The sequence below is a fragment of the Halomonas marinisediminis genome (genome assembly GCF_004347715.1).
In the GTDB taxonomy this organism is placed as follows: Bacteria; Pseudomonadota; Gammaproteobacteria; order Pseudomonadales; family Halomonadaceae; genus Halomonas; species Halomonas icarae.
The window spans coordinates 291,215-303,869 of sequence record NZ_SLTR01000001.1 but is presented as its reverse complement, the minus strand read 5'-3'; the positions used below and the strand labels follow the sequence as shown (position 1 = coordinate 303,869).

Here is a 12,655-nt window from a genome sequence, read left to right as displayed (position 1 = left end):
AGCTGACCCCAATGGAGAACCAGGACGCATGACACGTCATTTCAACTTCTGCGCCGGTCCGGCGGCGCTGCCTACCGCGGTGCTGGAGCGGGCCCGCGACGAGATGCTCGACTACCGTGGTCACGGCCTGTCGGTGATGGAGATGAGCCACCGCTCGGCGGAGTATGTTGCCATCGCCGAAAAGGCCGAGGCCGATCTGCGCGAGCTGCTGGCGATCCCCGCCAACTATCGGGTGCTCTTTACCCAGGGCGGGGCGACGCAGCAGTTTGCCGCGGTGCCCTTCAATCTGCTGGGAAGCGGCGGCACCGCCAACTTCGTGGATACCGGCATCTGGAGCCGCAAGGCCATCGCCGAGTCGCGCCACCTGTTCGGTGATGCCCGGGTGGCGGCTTCGAGTGAGGCCAGCGGCAATACCCGGGTGCCGCAGCAGGGGGAGATCGAGCTCTCCCATGATGCGTCCTACCTGCATGTCACCGCCAACGAGACCATCGGCGGACTCGCCTTCGACTATACCCCGCGGGGGGTGCGTCCGGACGGGGTCGAGGTGCCACTGGTCTGCGACATGTCCTCGTCGATCCTCTCCGGGCCGCTGGATGTATCGCGATACGGCGTTATTTACGCCGGAGCGCAGAAGAATATCGGCCCCGCCGGGTTGGTCGTGGTGATCGTGCGTGACGATCTGCTCGAGCGCGCACGCCCCGACATGCCCACGCTGTTTGGCTACAAGACCCTCGCCGAGGGCGGCTCGATGGTCAATACGCCGGCGACCTACAGCTGGTATCTGGCAGGGCTGGTGTTCGAGTGGCTCAGGCACGATATTGGTGGCTTGCCGGCCATGGAGGCCATCAATGCGCGAAAGGCCGCCAAGTTGTATGCCGCCATCGATGGCAGCGAGCTCTACTCCAACCCCATCGCGCCGGCGAACCGTTCACGCATGAACGTCCCGTTCGTGCTTGCTGATGAGCGACTGGACAAGCCGTTCCTCGCCGAGGCCGAGCAGGCGGGGCTCCTCAACCTCAAGGGCCACCGCAGCGTAGGCGGCATGCGGGCCAGCCTTTACAACGCCGTTCCCGAAGCTGCCGTGGATGCACTGATCGATTTCATGGCCGACTTCGAAAATAGAAAGGGCTGAATATCATGAGCGACACCCCCATCGATCTCGATGCGCTGCGCAGCCGCATCGATGATCTGGACAGCCAGCTGCTGATGCTGATGAACGAGCGCGCCCAGTGCGCCCAGCAGGTGGCCCAGGTCAAGACCGCCGAGGATGCCGGGGCGGTGTTCTATCGCCCCGAGCGCGAGGCCCAGGTGCTGCGTCGTATCATGGCGCTCAACAAGGGACCGCTGGATAGCGAGGAGGTCGCACGGCTGTTCCGCGAGATCATGTCGGCCTGTCTGGCGCTGGAGCAGCCCATCAAGGTTGCCTATCTCGGCCCCGAGGGTACCTTTACCCAGCAGGCGACCCTCAAGCACTTCGGCGAGAGTGCCATCAGCCTGCCGATGGCCGCCATCGACGAAGTGTTTCGTGAGGTGGAGGCCGGGGCGGTCAACTACGGGGTGGTGCCGGTGGAAAACTCCACCGAGGGCGTGATCAATCACACCCTGGATTCCTTCATCGATTCCGGCCTGCGTATCTGCGGCGAGGTGGTGCTGCGAATCCATCATCACCTGCTGGTGGGCGAGACCACCCGACGGGACAAGGTGTCGCGGATCTACTCGCATCCGCAGTCCTTCGCCCAGTGCCGCAAGTGGCTGGATGCCCACTACCCTCAGGCCGAGCGGGTGCCGGTCTCCTCCAATGCCGAGGCGGCACGCCTGGTCAAGACCGAGTGGCACAGCGCGGCGATCGCCGGCGACATGTCGGCCAAGCTCTATGGTCTGACCCGCCTGGCCGAGAAGATCGAGGACCGCCCGGACAACTCCACGCGCTTCCTGATTATCGGCAATCAGGATGTGCCCATGTCCGGTGACGACAAGACCTCGATCGTGGTGGCCATGCGCAACCAGCCCGGGGCGCTGCATGATCTGCTCGAGCCCTTCCATCGCCATCAGATCGACATGACACGCCTGGAGACCCGTCCCTCGCGCAGCGGCGTGTGGAACTATGTCTTCTTTATCGACTTCAAGGGGCATCACGAGGAGCCCCGGGTGGCCGCGGTGCTGGAGGAGGTGCGCTTGCGCGCCGCCGAGGTCAAGGTGCTGGGGTCCTACCCCGTCGGCGTGCTCTAGGGCATGGCATCGATGGTGACGCGTAAGCACGAGGAGTCTTGCATCCTGATCGTCGGTCTTGGCCTGATCGGGGGCTCGCTGGCCGCCGCCCTGAGAGCCAGTGGCTACGGTCGTCGCGACAGCGACGATCTCGGCGGCTTCGGGCCGGCTGAGCAAATCGTCGCCTGTGATCCGGATCCGGACGAGATCCGGCGCGGCCTCGAGATGGGGTTGATTGATCGCGGTGATACTCGCCTCGAAAGGGTGGTCGACGGTGCTTCGCTGATCGTGCTGGCCGTGCCGGTGCTGGCCATGCGCAGCGTGATGGGTGAGCTGGCCCGCTATCTGGGTGACGCCGCCGGCGATGTGGTGATCACCGATGTGGGCAGTACCAAGGCGGCCATCCGCGACTGTGCGCTGGAGGTCTTCGGCCGGATGCCGGCCAACCTGGTGCTCGGCCACCCCATCGCCGGCTCTGAAAAGAGCGGTGTGGCGGCGGCCGACCCTGAGCTCTATATCGGCCACAAGGTGATCCTCACGCCCGAACCGGATACCGACCCCGCGGCGCTGGCCCGCGTACAGGCGATGTGGAGCGCCTGTGGTGCCGAGGTGCTGGAGATGGGGGTGGAGCGCCACGATCAGGTGCTGGCTCGCACCAGCCACCTGCCGCATCTACTGGCCTTCTCGCTGGTGGACACGCTGGCGCGCCAGGATGAGCGCCTGGAGATCTTTCGCTATGCCGCCGGTGGTTTTCGTGACTTCACGCGTATTGCCGGCAGCGACCCCGTTATGTGGCGTGACATCTTTACCGCCAATCGTGATGCCGTGCTCGCCTCCCTCGATGATTTCGAGGCCGGCGTGGCACGCCTGCGTGTTGCCGTGGAGCGTGGTGATGGTGACGCCATGTTGACGATCTTCGATCGCGCCAGCCATGCTCGGCACTACTTCGAATCCCTGCTCAACAAGACCAGCTATCAGGCGGAATATCAGATGCAACAGCAAGGTAATCTGCGCTACCGGATGAGCCCCGGTGGTGCCGTGGTCGGGCGCATTCGTGTTCCCGGTGACAAGTCGATCTCCCATCGCTCCATCATGCTCGGCGCCTTGGCCGAGGGAGTCACCGAGATCAAGGGGTTTCTGGAGGGAGAGGACAGTCTGGCGACCCTCCAGGCATTCCGCGAGATGGGGGTGGCCATCGAGGGGCCATATCAGGGGCGAGTCACCGTGCATGGGGTCGGCCTGCACGGCCTCAAAAAGCCCTCAGGTCCCCTGTATGTCGGCAATGCCGGTACCGCCATGCGCCTGTTCGCCGGGCTGCTGGCCGGTCAGGCCTTCGATACCGAGCTCACCGGCGACACCTCCTTGACCAAGCGCCCCATGAATCGGGTGGCCGACCCGCTGCGCCTGATGGGGGCCGAGATCGATACCGCCGAGGGGGGGCGACCGCCACTTCAACTCCATGGTGGTCGTGCGCTCAAGGGCATCAGCTACGACATGCCGATGGCCAGTGCCCAGGTGAAATCCTGCCTGCTGCTTGCCGGCCTGTATGCGGAGGGGGAGACCCGGGTCAGCGAGCCGGCCCCGACCCGTGATCACACCGAGCGCATGCTGGCCGGGTTCGGCTATCCGGTACACCGTGATGGGGATACCTGCTGGCTCTCCGGTGGTGGCCGTCTCACCGCGGCGCCCATCGATGTGCCCAGCGATATCTCCTCGGCGACCTTCTTCCTGGTAGCCGCGGCGATAACCCCGGGCTCGGACCTGGTGCTTGAGCATGTGGGCATCAACCCGACTCGTATCGGTGTGATCAATATCCTCAAGTTGATGGGGGCAGATCTGCGTCTGGAGAACGAGCGCGAGGTAGGGGGAGAACCGGTAGCCGATCTGCATATCCGCCATGCGCCGCTTAAGGGCATCGACATCCCACTGGAGCAGGTGCCGCTGGCCATCGACGAGTTTCCGGCGCTGTTTATTGCCGCTGCCAATGCCCGGGGAATCACGCGTCTACGCGGCGCGGAAGAGTTGCGTGTCAAGGAGTCCGACCGGCTGCAGGCGATGGCTGACGGGCTGGCCGCCATCGGCGTCGAGCACACTCTCTACCCCGATGGCATCGATATCGTTGGTGGAGGCAGTGCCGAGGGTTCCAACTATGGTGGCGGCCGTATCGACAGCCTCGAGGACCATCGCATCGCCATGTCGTTCGCCATCGCCGCGCTGCGGGCGAGCGAGGAGATCATCATCGATGACTGTGCCAACGTGGCGACCTCCTTCCCCGGGTTCGTCGACCTGGCGCGCAAGGTGGGACTGACACTCACGGAAGAGAGTGGCGAGGAGGGGGCATGAGTGATTCCCAAGCCAGTCTCCAGGCGCCAGTGTTGACGATCGATGGCCCCGGTGGTGCCGGCAAGGGCACCATCAGCCGTCTGGTGGCTGAGCGCCTGGGCTGGCATCTGCTCGACAGCGGCGCGCTCTATCGACTCACGGCACTGGCTGCCGGCAAACATGACGTGTCTCTGGATGATGAGGCGAGTCTCGCCGAGGTGGCGCGCCATCTCGAGGTGGTGTTTGTCGCCGAGGGCGGCACCACCCGGGTGATGCTCGAGGGCAGCGATGCCACCACCACCATCCGTACCGAGCAGGTGGGTGATGCGGCCTCCCGTGTGGCGGCGCTGCCGGGGGTCCGCGAGGCATTGCTGAGCCGCCAGCGCGACTTCCGCCAGTTCCCGGGGCTGGTGGCCGATGGCCGTGATATGGGCACCGTGGTATTCGCCGATGCGCCGCTGAAGATATTTCTCACCGCGAGTGCCGAGGAGCGAGCTCATCGTCGCCAGGCTCAGTTGCGGGAGGCCGGTGTGGATGCTAGTCTATCGAGTCTTTTGAAGGAGATTCAGGCGCGCGACGCCCGCGACATGCAGCGCAGCGTGGCGCCACTCAAGCCGGCAGAAGATGCCATCACGCTTGATACCACGCGCCTGACGATACCGGAAGTGGTGGATCGGCTGACGGAGCTGCTGACCCAGCGTGGTCTGCTCCCCGAAGCCTGAAACTCCCTTGCGGCGCCTCCGGCAGCATGTGATGACGTGGCTCGGCACCGTTTGCCGAGAGCCGAGCCAGGTCGAACCAGCGCCAACATCTCCGGGGGTTTGGTGAATAAGGCCCGCACTCGCTGGTGGTGCGGAGGAAGCGACTCCGTCGCACTTTAACGTTGATCACGTAGGAACATCATGAGCGAAAGCTTTGCTGAACTTTTTGAACAGTCTCTCCAGGACATCAACATGGAGCCGGGCGCCATCGTCGTGGCTACCGTTGTCGACATCGAGGGTGACTGGGTTACCGTCAATGCGGGCCTGAAGTCCGAAGGTCAGATCCCCTCGGCCCAGTTCCGTGACGAGAGCGGTGAACTGGCCATCGCCGTCGGTGACGAGGTCCACGTCGCCCTGGAAGCCGTTGAAGACGGTTTCGGCGAGACCCGTCTGTCCCGCGAGAAGGCCAAGCGTGCCGAAGCGTGGAAGGTGCTGGAAGCTGCCTTCGAGAAGGACGAGATCGTCAAGGGCGTGATCAACGGTAAGGTCAAGGGTGGCTTCACCGTCGATGTCGACTCCATCCGTGCCTTCCTGCCGGGCTCTCTGGTCGACGTGCGTCCGGTGCGCGACACCACGCACCTCGAGAACAAGGAACTCGACTTCAAGGTCATCAAGCTTGACCCGAAGCGCAACAACGTTGTCGTTTCCCGTCGTGCCGTCCTCGAGGCCGAGAACAGCGCCGAGCGTGAGGCCCTGCTTGCCACGCTGCAGGAAGGCCAGCAGATCCTGGGTATCGTCAAGAACCTCACCGATTACGGCGCCTTCGTCGATCTGGGTGGCGTCGACGGCCTGCTGCACATCACCGACATGGCCTGGAAGCGTATCAAGCATCCCAGCGAGATCGTGGCCGTGGGCGACGAGATCAGCGTCAAGGTCCTCAAGTTCGACCGCGAGCGCAACCGTGTGTCTCTGGGTCTGAAGCAGCTGGGCGAGGATCCGTGGGTCAACATCAAGGATCGTTACCCGGAAGGCACCAAGGTTCACGCCACCGTCACCAACCTCACCGACTACGGCTGCTTCGCCGAGCTGGAAGAGGGTGTCGAGGGTCTGGTTCACGTCTCCGAGATGGACTGGACCAACAAGAACATCCATCCGTCCAAGGTGGTGCAGGTCGGCGACGACGTGGACGTCATGGTCCTGGACATCGACGAGGAGCGTCGTCGTATCTCCCTGGGTATCAAGCAGTGCACCGCCAACCCGTGGGAGACCTTCAGCGCCACGTACAACAAGGGCGATCGCGTTGCCGGTACCATCAAGTCGATCACCGACTTCGGTATCTTCATCGGTCTGGAAGGCGGCATCGATGGCCTGGTGCATCTCTCCGACATCTCCTGGACCGATACCGGCGAAGAAGCGGTTCGCCAGTTCAAGAAGGGCGACGAGGCAGAGGCCGTGATCCTCTCCATCGATCCGGAGCGCGAGCGCATCTCTCTGGGCATCAAGCAGCTGGATACCGATCCGGTCGCCGAGTTCCTGGCCGTCAATGACAAGGGTGCCGTGGTTACCGGTCGTGTGATCGAAGTCGATGCCAAGGAAGCTCAGGTCGAGCTGGCCACCGATGTCATCGCCGTGCTCAAGGCCTCCGAAATCAGCGCCGACCGCGTCGAGGATGCTCGCAACGTCCTCAACGAGGGTGATAGCGTCGAGGCTCGTATCATCGGGGTGGATCGCAAGAACCGTCAGATCAACCTCTCCATCAAGGCCAAGGATCAGGACGACACTCGTCAGAACCTGAAGAAGCTGCGTGAAGAGACTCCCGAGAGTGGTGGCCCGACCACCATCGGTGACCTGATCAAGCAGCAGATGGGTCAGGACTGATCGGATAGCGCTTTCCAATCCGCCAGGACCGCCGCCCTCCGGGGCGGCGGTTTTTTTCTACGTGTAGGGTCCCGACATCGACGAGATATTTATCTCTCGATGCTCGAGATGGTGGATGAACTCCAGCCTTCCGGAGTCTCTGCTGAATAGTGGTGTCATGAACTCGTAAAGTTATTCGTCCAGGAGAGTTCATCATCCTGGCGAGTTGTTTGTTTGTCTCTACTGCTGAGTTTGAGTGTGGATGGAAGTGTTTAATTGCGACAACTTTCACTGGCTAATCAATTCAACTAGACTATTGCCAAGTATTGAGTTTGACGCGCATAATATACATCCCTTGCATCCCGTCGTAATTTCCAAGGAAACTTCCCATGTCTCTTCTTAACGAATATATGCAGATGGAGCAGCAGTTGAAGGAGCTCCAGGCCAATCTTGATAAGCTGCAGAATGATAAGCGCCTACAGAGTGAGCTCGAGTTCAAGGAAAAACTCGAGTCGCTGATGAAGGAGTATGGCAAGAGTGCAGCCGAAGTCATTGCACTGCTCGACCCCAAGCCGGCAACCTCCGGGCCCAAGACGCCTTCAACCGCTTCCACCGGCACGCGTCGCAAGCGTAAACTGAAGATCTACAAGAACCCCAACACTGGAGAGGTCGTCGAGACTCGCGGTGGTAACCAGAAGACGCTCAAGGCGTGGAAGGATGAGTTTGGTCCCGACACCGTCGAGTCCTGGCTGGTGCGTGTTGAAGACTAGTTCTCTGGCGTGAACGGAAGAGAACGGCTCTTGCGAACGGCGCCAGTGGGCGCCGTTCGTGTATCCCGCCGTCAGGCCGAAGTCTGCTCTTGAGCGGAAGGGCGAGCCGCTAGGCTGGCGTCATTCCTTGGGGATGGCCCTGACGTGTCGAGCAGGATGGCGTTAGCGATCGCGCTGAATACGAGTATAATCGACGCTTCTCCAATCGGGCGGTGTGCCATTCACACCTCATTTTGCCCGCTTAAAGATGACCACCAATGAAACAACAGACACCACGCAAAGCCATGGGTGAGCGCGATAAACTGCGCCAGTTCCGGGAGCTCGACGATGCCTTTGCCGAGGCCCTGCGCGCGCTGGATGCCACTCCGGCAGCTGAGTCCGCAGCCGAACTGGCGCTGGAGCCTTCCGAAGCAGAGGATATGGCTCGGGTGACAACTGTTCCCGAAGGGTTTGAAAAGCGGCTCGAGGCACTGATGGCGGAGTATGACTTCTCCTCACAGCGTGTCAGAGAGCTTCTGGAAACCCTGCAGCACTTCGAGTCGAATGCCTGAAGGCATCACGCCTCTCGGGTGGAAAGCTCCAGCGCCGTGATACGTTCCAGCGCCTGGTGGCGATGATTGCCGCATAGTTCGGCGTCATAGTCGAATAGCCGGCAGACGGCCGGCCGAGAGGGATCATCGAACAGCCGGCAAAGATTGTGTTCGTCGAGCTGTGTGCAGCGTGTGCCGGCGGGCTTGCCCTCCGGCATGCCAGGTATGGGCGAGGTGATCGACGGGGCGATACAGCACGCCCCGCAGCCGGGGCGACACCCCGGCGTCTCCTGTGCATATGGCATGATGTTCTCCTCGCGATGGGGCGGTTAGCGTGTTGCTAAAGGCTCTGACGCGCCTCAGTCAGGGTGTCGACCCTCGGCGGGTAGTCGGGGCCGTTGGGAGTAGCTCAGCGGATCGCGCACCCCGTTGGCGGCGAAGGCCGCCAGGCGCTCCCGGCAGCTGCCGCAACGCCCGCAGGCCAGGGTTTCGCCCCGGTAGCAGGTCCAGGTCTCGGCGTAGTCGAGCCCCATGGCCAGGCCATCGGCGAGGATGGCGGTCTTGTCGTGGTGCAGGTAGGGCGCATGAACGGCGATCGGGGTGAAGTGGGCGAGGCCGGCCACGGCCTGCATGGCCGCGACGAACTCGGGTCGGCAGTCCGGGTAGAGCACGTGGTCGCCACCATGGGCACCGTAATCGACCCGGTCGGCGCCGATGTTCACCGCCTTGGCGATGGCCAGCGAGAGCAGGATCATGTTGCGGTTAGGTACCACGGTGTCCTGAAGGCTGGTCTCTTCGTAGTCGGCCTCCGGTAGCGTACGACTGGCATCGGTCAGTGCCGAGGCGTCGATCAGGCCATGGATGGCAGTGATGTCGACCACCTGATGGGGCATGCCGAGCCGCTGGCAGACTCGGCGTGCGACCTCGAGCTCGCGGGCATGGCGCTGGCCGTAGTCGAAGGAGAGGGCGTGTACCCGGCGGCCCTCGCGTAGGGCACGGTGCAGCACGGTATAGGAGTCCATGCCACCGGAGTAGATCACCACGGTGGCCGGGGAGTCGGGTTGGGTCATGGGGATACCTGATGAGTCGGAGAATTTGTCCGTCCCGTCGCACCATCTATCGGGCGCGTCGGGACCTTGGCCGGGGTCCGGTCCGGAAGGCCGCCTAGTCTACGCAAGGCGGGGGATTCTGGCCAGAATCGGCGTGAGTTGCTACACTTTCGCGCCTTTCATCCCCTTGCATCCCTGCGGCCAGACGCCGTCGAGGATGCCATCGTCCTGACAACGGTGATCCCCATGCAAGCCCCTGAACTGCTGTCCCCCGCGGGCACCTTCAAGAACATGCGTTACGCCTTCGCCTATGGCGCGGATGCGGTCTATGCCGGCCAGCCGCGCTATTCGCTGCGCGTGCGCAACAACGATTTCAAGCTCGATAACCTGCACAAGGGCATCGCCTATGCGCATGAGCGGGGCAAGCAGTTCTACGTGGCCTCGAATATTGCGCCGCATAACAGCAAGTTGAAGACCTATCTGCGCGATATGGAGCCGGTGATCGAGGCCGGACCGGATGCGCTGATCATGTCCGACCCTGGGCTGATCATGATGATTCGCGAGCGCTGGCCCGATCAGGAGATTCACCTCTCGGTGCAATCCAATGTGGTCAACTGGGCGGCGGCGCGCTTCTGGCAGCAGCAGGGGGTCAGCCGAATCATTCTCTCTCGCGAGCTGTCGCTCGAGGAGATCGCCGAGATCCGTGCCGAGTGCCCCGATCTGGAGATCGAGACCTTCGTGCACGGTGCCTTGTGCATCGCCTACTCCGGACGCTGCCTGCTCTCGGGCTATTTCAATCACCGCGACCCCAACCAGGGTACCTGCACCAACGCCTGCCGTTGGCAGTACAACACCGTGGCGGCGGCCCACGACGAGACCGGCGACCTGGTGCCGGCCAACTCGGCCGCGGCTCATGCCGCCAGCGGTGTCTGGACACCGGGCCAGGGCGGCGGCCAGGGCGGGTTGATCGCATCGGGCGGTGGCAGCACGCGCCACAGCACGGCCACGGCCGGTGGGGTAGAGGGCCAGGATGAGCTCTCGGCACTGATCGAGGATTCCACACGCCCCGGTGAGCTGATGCCGATCTTCGAGGATGAGCACGGCACCTACATCATGAACTCCAAGGATCTGCGCGCCGTGCAGCACGTGCCGCGGCTCACCGAGATGGGTGTCTCCTCGTTGAAGATCGAGGGGCGCACCAAGTCCCATTACTATGTGGCGCGCACCGCCCAGGTCTATCGTCGGGCCATCGACGACGCCGTGGCTGGCCGTCCCTTCGACATGCGTCTGATGGATGAACTCGACAACCTCGCCAACCGCGGCTACACGGAGGGCTTCTATCGCCGCCATGTCCACGACGAATATCAGAACTATGAGCGTGGCAACTCCGTGGGGGTGCACCAGCAGTTTGTCGGCGAGGTGATCGGCTACGACCCCGACCGCGGCGTTCTCGAGATCGACGTCAAGAACCGCTTCGAGGTGGGGGATGGCATGGAGCTGATGTTGCCGGGTGGCAATCGTCGTTTCGTCCTCGAGCATATCGAGAACAGACGCGGTGAATCCGTCGGCGCAGCCCCCGGTTCGGGTCATGTGGTGCGGATCCCGGTGCCTGGCGAGGCGATCGCCCCGGAGCGAATCGAGTTTGCGCTGCTGATGCGCGATCTCGGCTGACGGGAGATTGCTGCGGTAAGAGTCTGTCAGCGTCATACCGGTGAGAGACGATGCGAGCCCACCCCTTTCCAGGGGTGGGCTCGCGGCGTATATGGCGATCACCCGGGTGGGATGTCACTCCTTGCGTAGTGAGGCGTTGAGGTGATCGACCACCTCGGCCCAGTCGGCATCCTCCTCGATCGCTTCGCGCAGGAATTCCGCCTGTCCTTCGTTCCAGCAGGCGGCATCGGGCAGGGCCGTCTCCTCGGGGATAGGGGCGTGGCGGTCGATAAAGCGCTTGATCGAATCGGGATCCGAAGCGAGCCCGAGCTGTTCGAAGAGTTCGCTGAAAGGGTGGTCGGGATGTTCCATGGTGGCGTCCCCGGCTGGGTCGGTGGGGCGGTCAGCCGATGGTGACCGCGAAGCATGCACCCCCACCATAGCCATTTGTCGCGGCCTCTGCCTGAAGCGCGTCAACGCTCCTGAGTCGGTGGCGCTAACGCTCCCCCACCAGTGGCGCAAGGAAGCGACGTCGCCGCTCGGTATCCTCCAGCGGCTGGGCGAGCAGGTGAACCAGCTTGGTCAGGGCCGCCTCCGGAGTCATGGCGCCACCCGCCAGCACCCCGGCATCGGTGAGCCCCTGGCCGGCGGCATAGTCCCCCGGACGGACGGTGCCATGGGGGCACTGGCTGATGGCGGCGATCAGCTTGCCGTCAGCGCTGGCTCGGGTCAGCTGTTCCAGCAGGGCAGAATCGTCGGGCAGGTTGCCGGCTCCCCACACCTCTAACAGGGCCCCCTTGAGGCGTGGGTCGTTGAGCCAGGCCGCCAGCTGCCGGGGGCTGATGCCGGGCCACAACGCGATACGCGCCACGCCGCCGTCGCCAAGCGGCGCATAGTCGGGTAGCTCAAAGCGCGGCGCGATCTCCTCCTCTCGGGCAAGGCCATGTTCGGGATAATGCCTGGCGGTGTCTGCGATCTGCTCGCCGAGCAGTGGAGCGTTGGGGCTTTCGAAGGCGATGGCATCGCAGGTATGCGACTTGCGGGCACGTACACCGCGCAGCAGCCTTCCCCCGAAAGCGATGGCGACCTCCTGGAGTGCCGGGTTGGCGGCGAAGCGCAGTGCCAGGGCGACGTTTCCGGCGGCGTCGCTGTTCGGCGCCTCCAGGGGCTGCATGGCGCCGGTGAACACCACGGGGCGGTCGATGCCCTGCAGCTGGTAGGCGAGACTCGCGGCGCTCCAGGCCAGGGTATCGGTGCCGTGAAGCACCACGATGCCGGCGTGGTCACGGTAGCGCGCGGCGATGACCGCGGCCAGTCGCGACCAGTCGGCGGGGGTGGCCGCGCTGGAGTCGATGGGGTTCGATAGGGAGAGCAGCTCGTAGGCGGGCAGTTCGGCGACGGTGCCCCCCGGCAGGCACTTCAGGGCGCGTGCCAGGCGGGCTTCGATATTGCCGCCCGGGGCCAGTCCTCTGGGCGTCTCCTGCATCCCCAGGGTACCGCCGGTGTAGATCACCAGCAAGGGGCGAGGCCGTCGGGAGTCAGGCATGCACATGGGCGGCTCCTAAGTG

The 12,655-nt window shown here is 63.6% G+C and carries 12 protein-coding genes; 8 read left to right on the top strand and 4 right to left on the bottom strand.

The features are described 5' to 3' along the window. Positions 1 to 28 precede the first annotated feature (28 nt). The 7 genes from serC (at position 29) to E0702_RS01410 (ending at position 8,409) form a co-directional block, all read left to right on the top strand. Positions 29 to 1,132 carry a 3-phosphoserine/phosphohydroxythreonine transaminase gene (gene serC, locus E0702_RS01440; RefSeq protein WP_132041179.1) on the top strand — a complete coding sequence of 368 codons (1,104 nt, stop codon included), beginning with the start codon at positions 29 to 31 and terminating at the stop codon, positions 1,130 to 1,132. Positions 1,133 to 1,137: 5 nt separating this feature from the next. After that, positions 1,138 to 2,229 (top strand): prephenate dehydratase, encoded by a 1,092-nt coding sequence (gene pheA, locus E0702_RS01435; protein ID WP_132041178.1) that lies wholly within the window; start codon positions 1,138 to 1,140, stop codon positions 2,227 to 2,229. Between the two features lie 12 nt (positions 2,230 to 2,241). Further along, positions 2,242 to 4,551, top strand: coding sequence for a bifunctional prephenate dehydrogenase/3-phosphoshikimate 1-carboxyvinyltransferase (locus tag E0702_RS01430; RefSeq protein ID WP_132041177.1), 2,310 nt, complete (start codon positions 2,242 to 2,244; stop codon positions 4,549 to 4,551). Further along, positions 4,548 to 5,252, top strand: a complete 705-nt coding sequence (cmk, locus tag E0702_RS01425) for a (d)CMP kinase (RefSeq protein ID WP_132041176.1) — start codon at positions 4,548 to 4,550, stop codon at positions 5,250 to 5,252. The genes E0702_RS01430 and cmk overlap by 4 nt, the downstream gene beginning before the upstream one ends. A gap of 180 nt (positions 5,253 to 5,432) precedes the next feature. Beyond that, positions 5,433 to 7,109: a 30S ribosomal protein S1 gene (gene rpsA / locus E0702_RS01420; RefSeq protein ID WP_132041175.1), complete on the top strand. Its 1,677-nt coding sequence runs from the start codon at positions 5,433 to 5,435 to the stop codon at positions 7,107 to 7,109. A 368-nt stretch (positions 7,110 to 7,477) separates the two neighbouring features. Next, positions 7,478 to 7,858, top strand: a complete 381-nt coding sequence (locus tag E0702_RS01415; protein WP_132041174.1) for a histone-like nucleoid-structuring protein, MvaT/MvaU family — start codon at positions 7,478 to 7,480, stop codon at positions 7,856 to 7,858. Between the two features lie 257 nt (positions 7,859 to 8,115). Next, the gene (locus tag E0702_RS01410) at positions 8,116 to 8,409 is read left to right on the top strand and encodes a hypothetical protein (RefSeq protein ID WP_237561918.1); all 294 of its coding nucleotides are present in this window, start codon (positions 8,116 to 8,118) and stop codon (positions 8,407 to 8,409) included. Between the two features lie 5 nt (positions 8,410 to 8,414). Here E0702_RS01410 and E0702_RS01405 read toward each other — a convergent pair whose 3' ends face one another. Both E0702_RS01405 and queC read right to left on the bottom strand, forming a co-directional pair. Beyond that, the gene (locus tag E0702_RS01405) at positions 8,415 to 8,693 is read right to left on the bottom strand and encodes a YkgJ family cysteine cluster protein (protein ID WP_132041173.1); all 279 of its coding nucleotides are present in this window, start codon (positions 8,691 to 8,693) and stop codon (positions 8,415 to 8,417) included. A 54-nt stretch (positions 8,694 to 8,747) separates the two neighbouring features. Continuing rightward, positions 8,748 to 9,458, bottom strand: a complete 711-nt coding sequence (gene queC, locus E0702_RS01400; RefSeq protein ID WP_132041172.1) for a 7-cyano-7-deazaguanine synthase QueC — start codon at positions 9,456 to 9,458, stop codon at positions 8,748 to 8,750. Positions 9,459 to 9,683: 225 nt separating this feature from the next. Here queC and trhP point away from each other — a divergent pair, with 225 nt between their 5' ends. Further along, positions 9,684 to 11,108 carry a prephenate-dependent tRNA uridine(34) hydroxylase TrhP gene (gene trhP / locus E0702_RS01395; RefSeq protein ID WP_132041171.1) on the top strand — a complete coding sequence of 475 codons (1,425 nt, stop codon included), beginning with the start codon at positions 9,684 to 9,686 and terminating at the stop codon, positions 11,106 to 11,108. A gap of 114 nt (positions 11,109 to 11,222) precedes the next feature. Here the strand turns inward: trhP and E0702_RS01390 are convergent, their stop codons facing one another. Both E0702_RS01390 and E0702_RS01385 read right to left on the bottom strand, forming a co-directional pair. Beyond that, a complete protein-coding gene (locus E0702_RS01390; RefSeq protein WP_132041170.1) occupies positions 11,223 to 11,459 on the bottom strand; it encodes a DUF2789 domain-containing protein in 237 nt (78 codons plus the stop codon). A gap of 124 nt (positions 11,460 to 11,583) precedes the next feature. Next, positions 11,584 to 12,633 carry an asparaginase gene (locus E0702_RS01385; protein WP_205741856.1) on the bottom strand — a complete coding sequence of 350 codons (1,050 nt, stop codon included), beginning with the start codon at positions 12,631 to 12,633 and terminating at the stop codon, positions 11,584 to 11,586. Positions 12,634 to 12,655 lie beyond the last annotated feature (22 nt).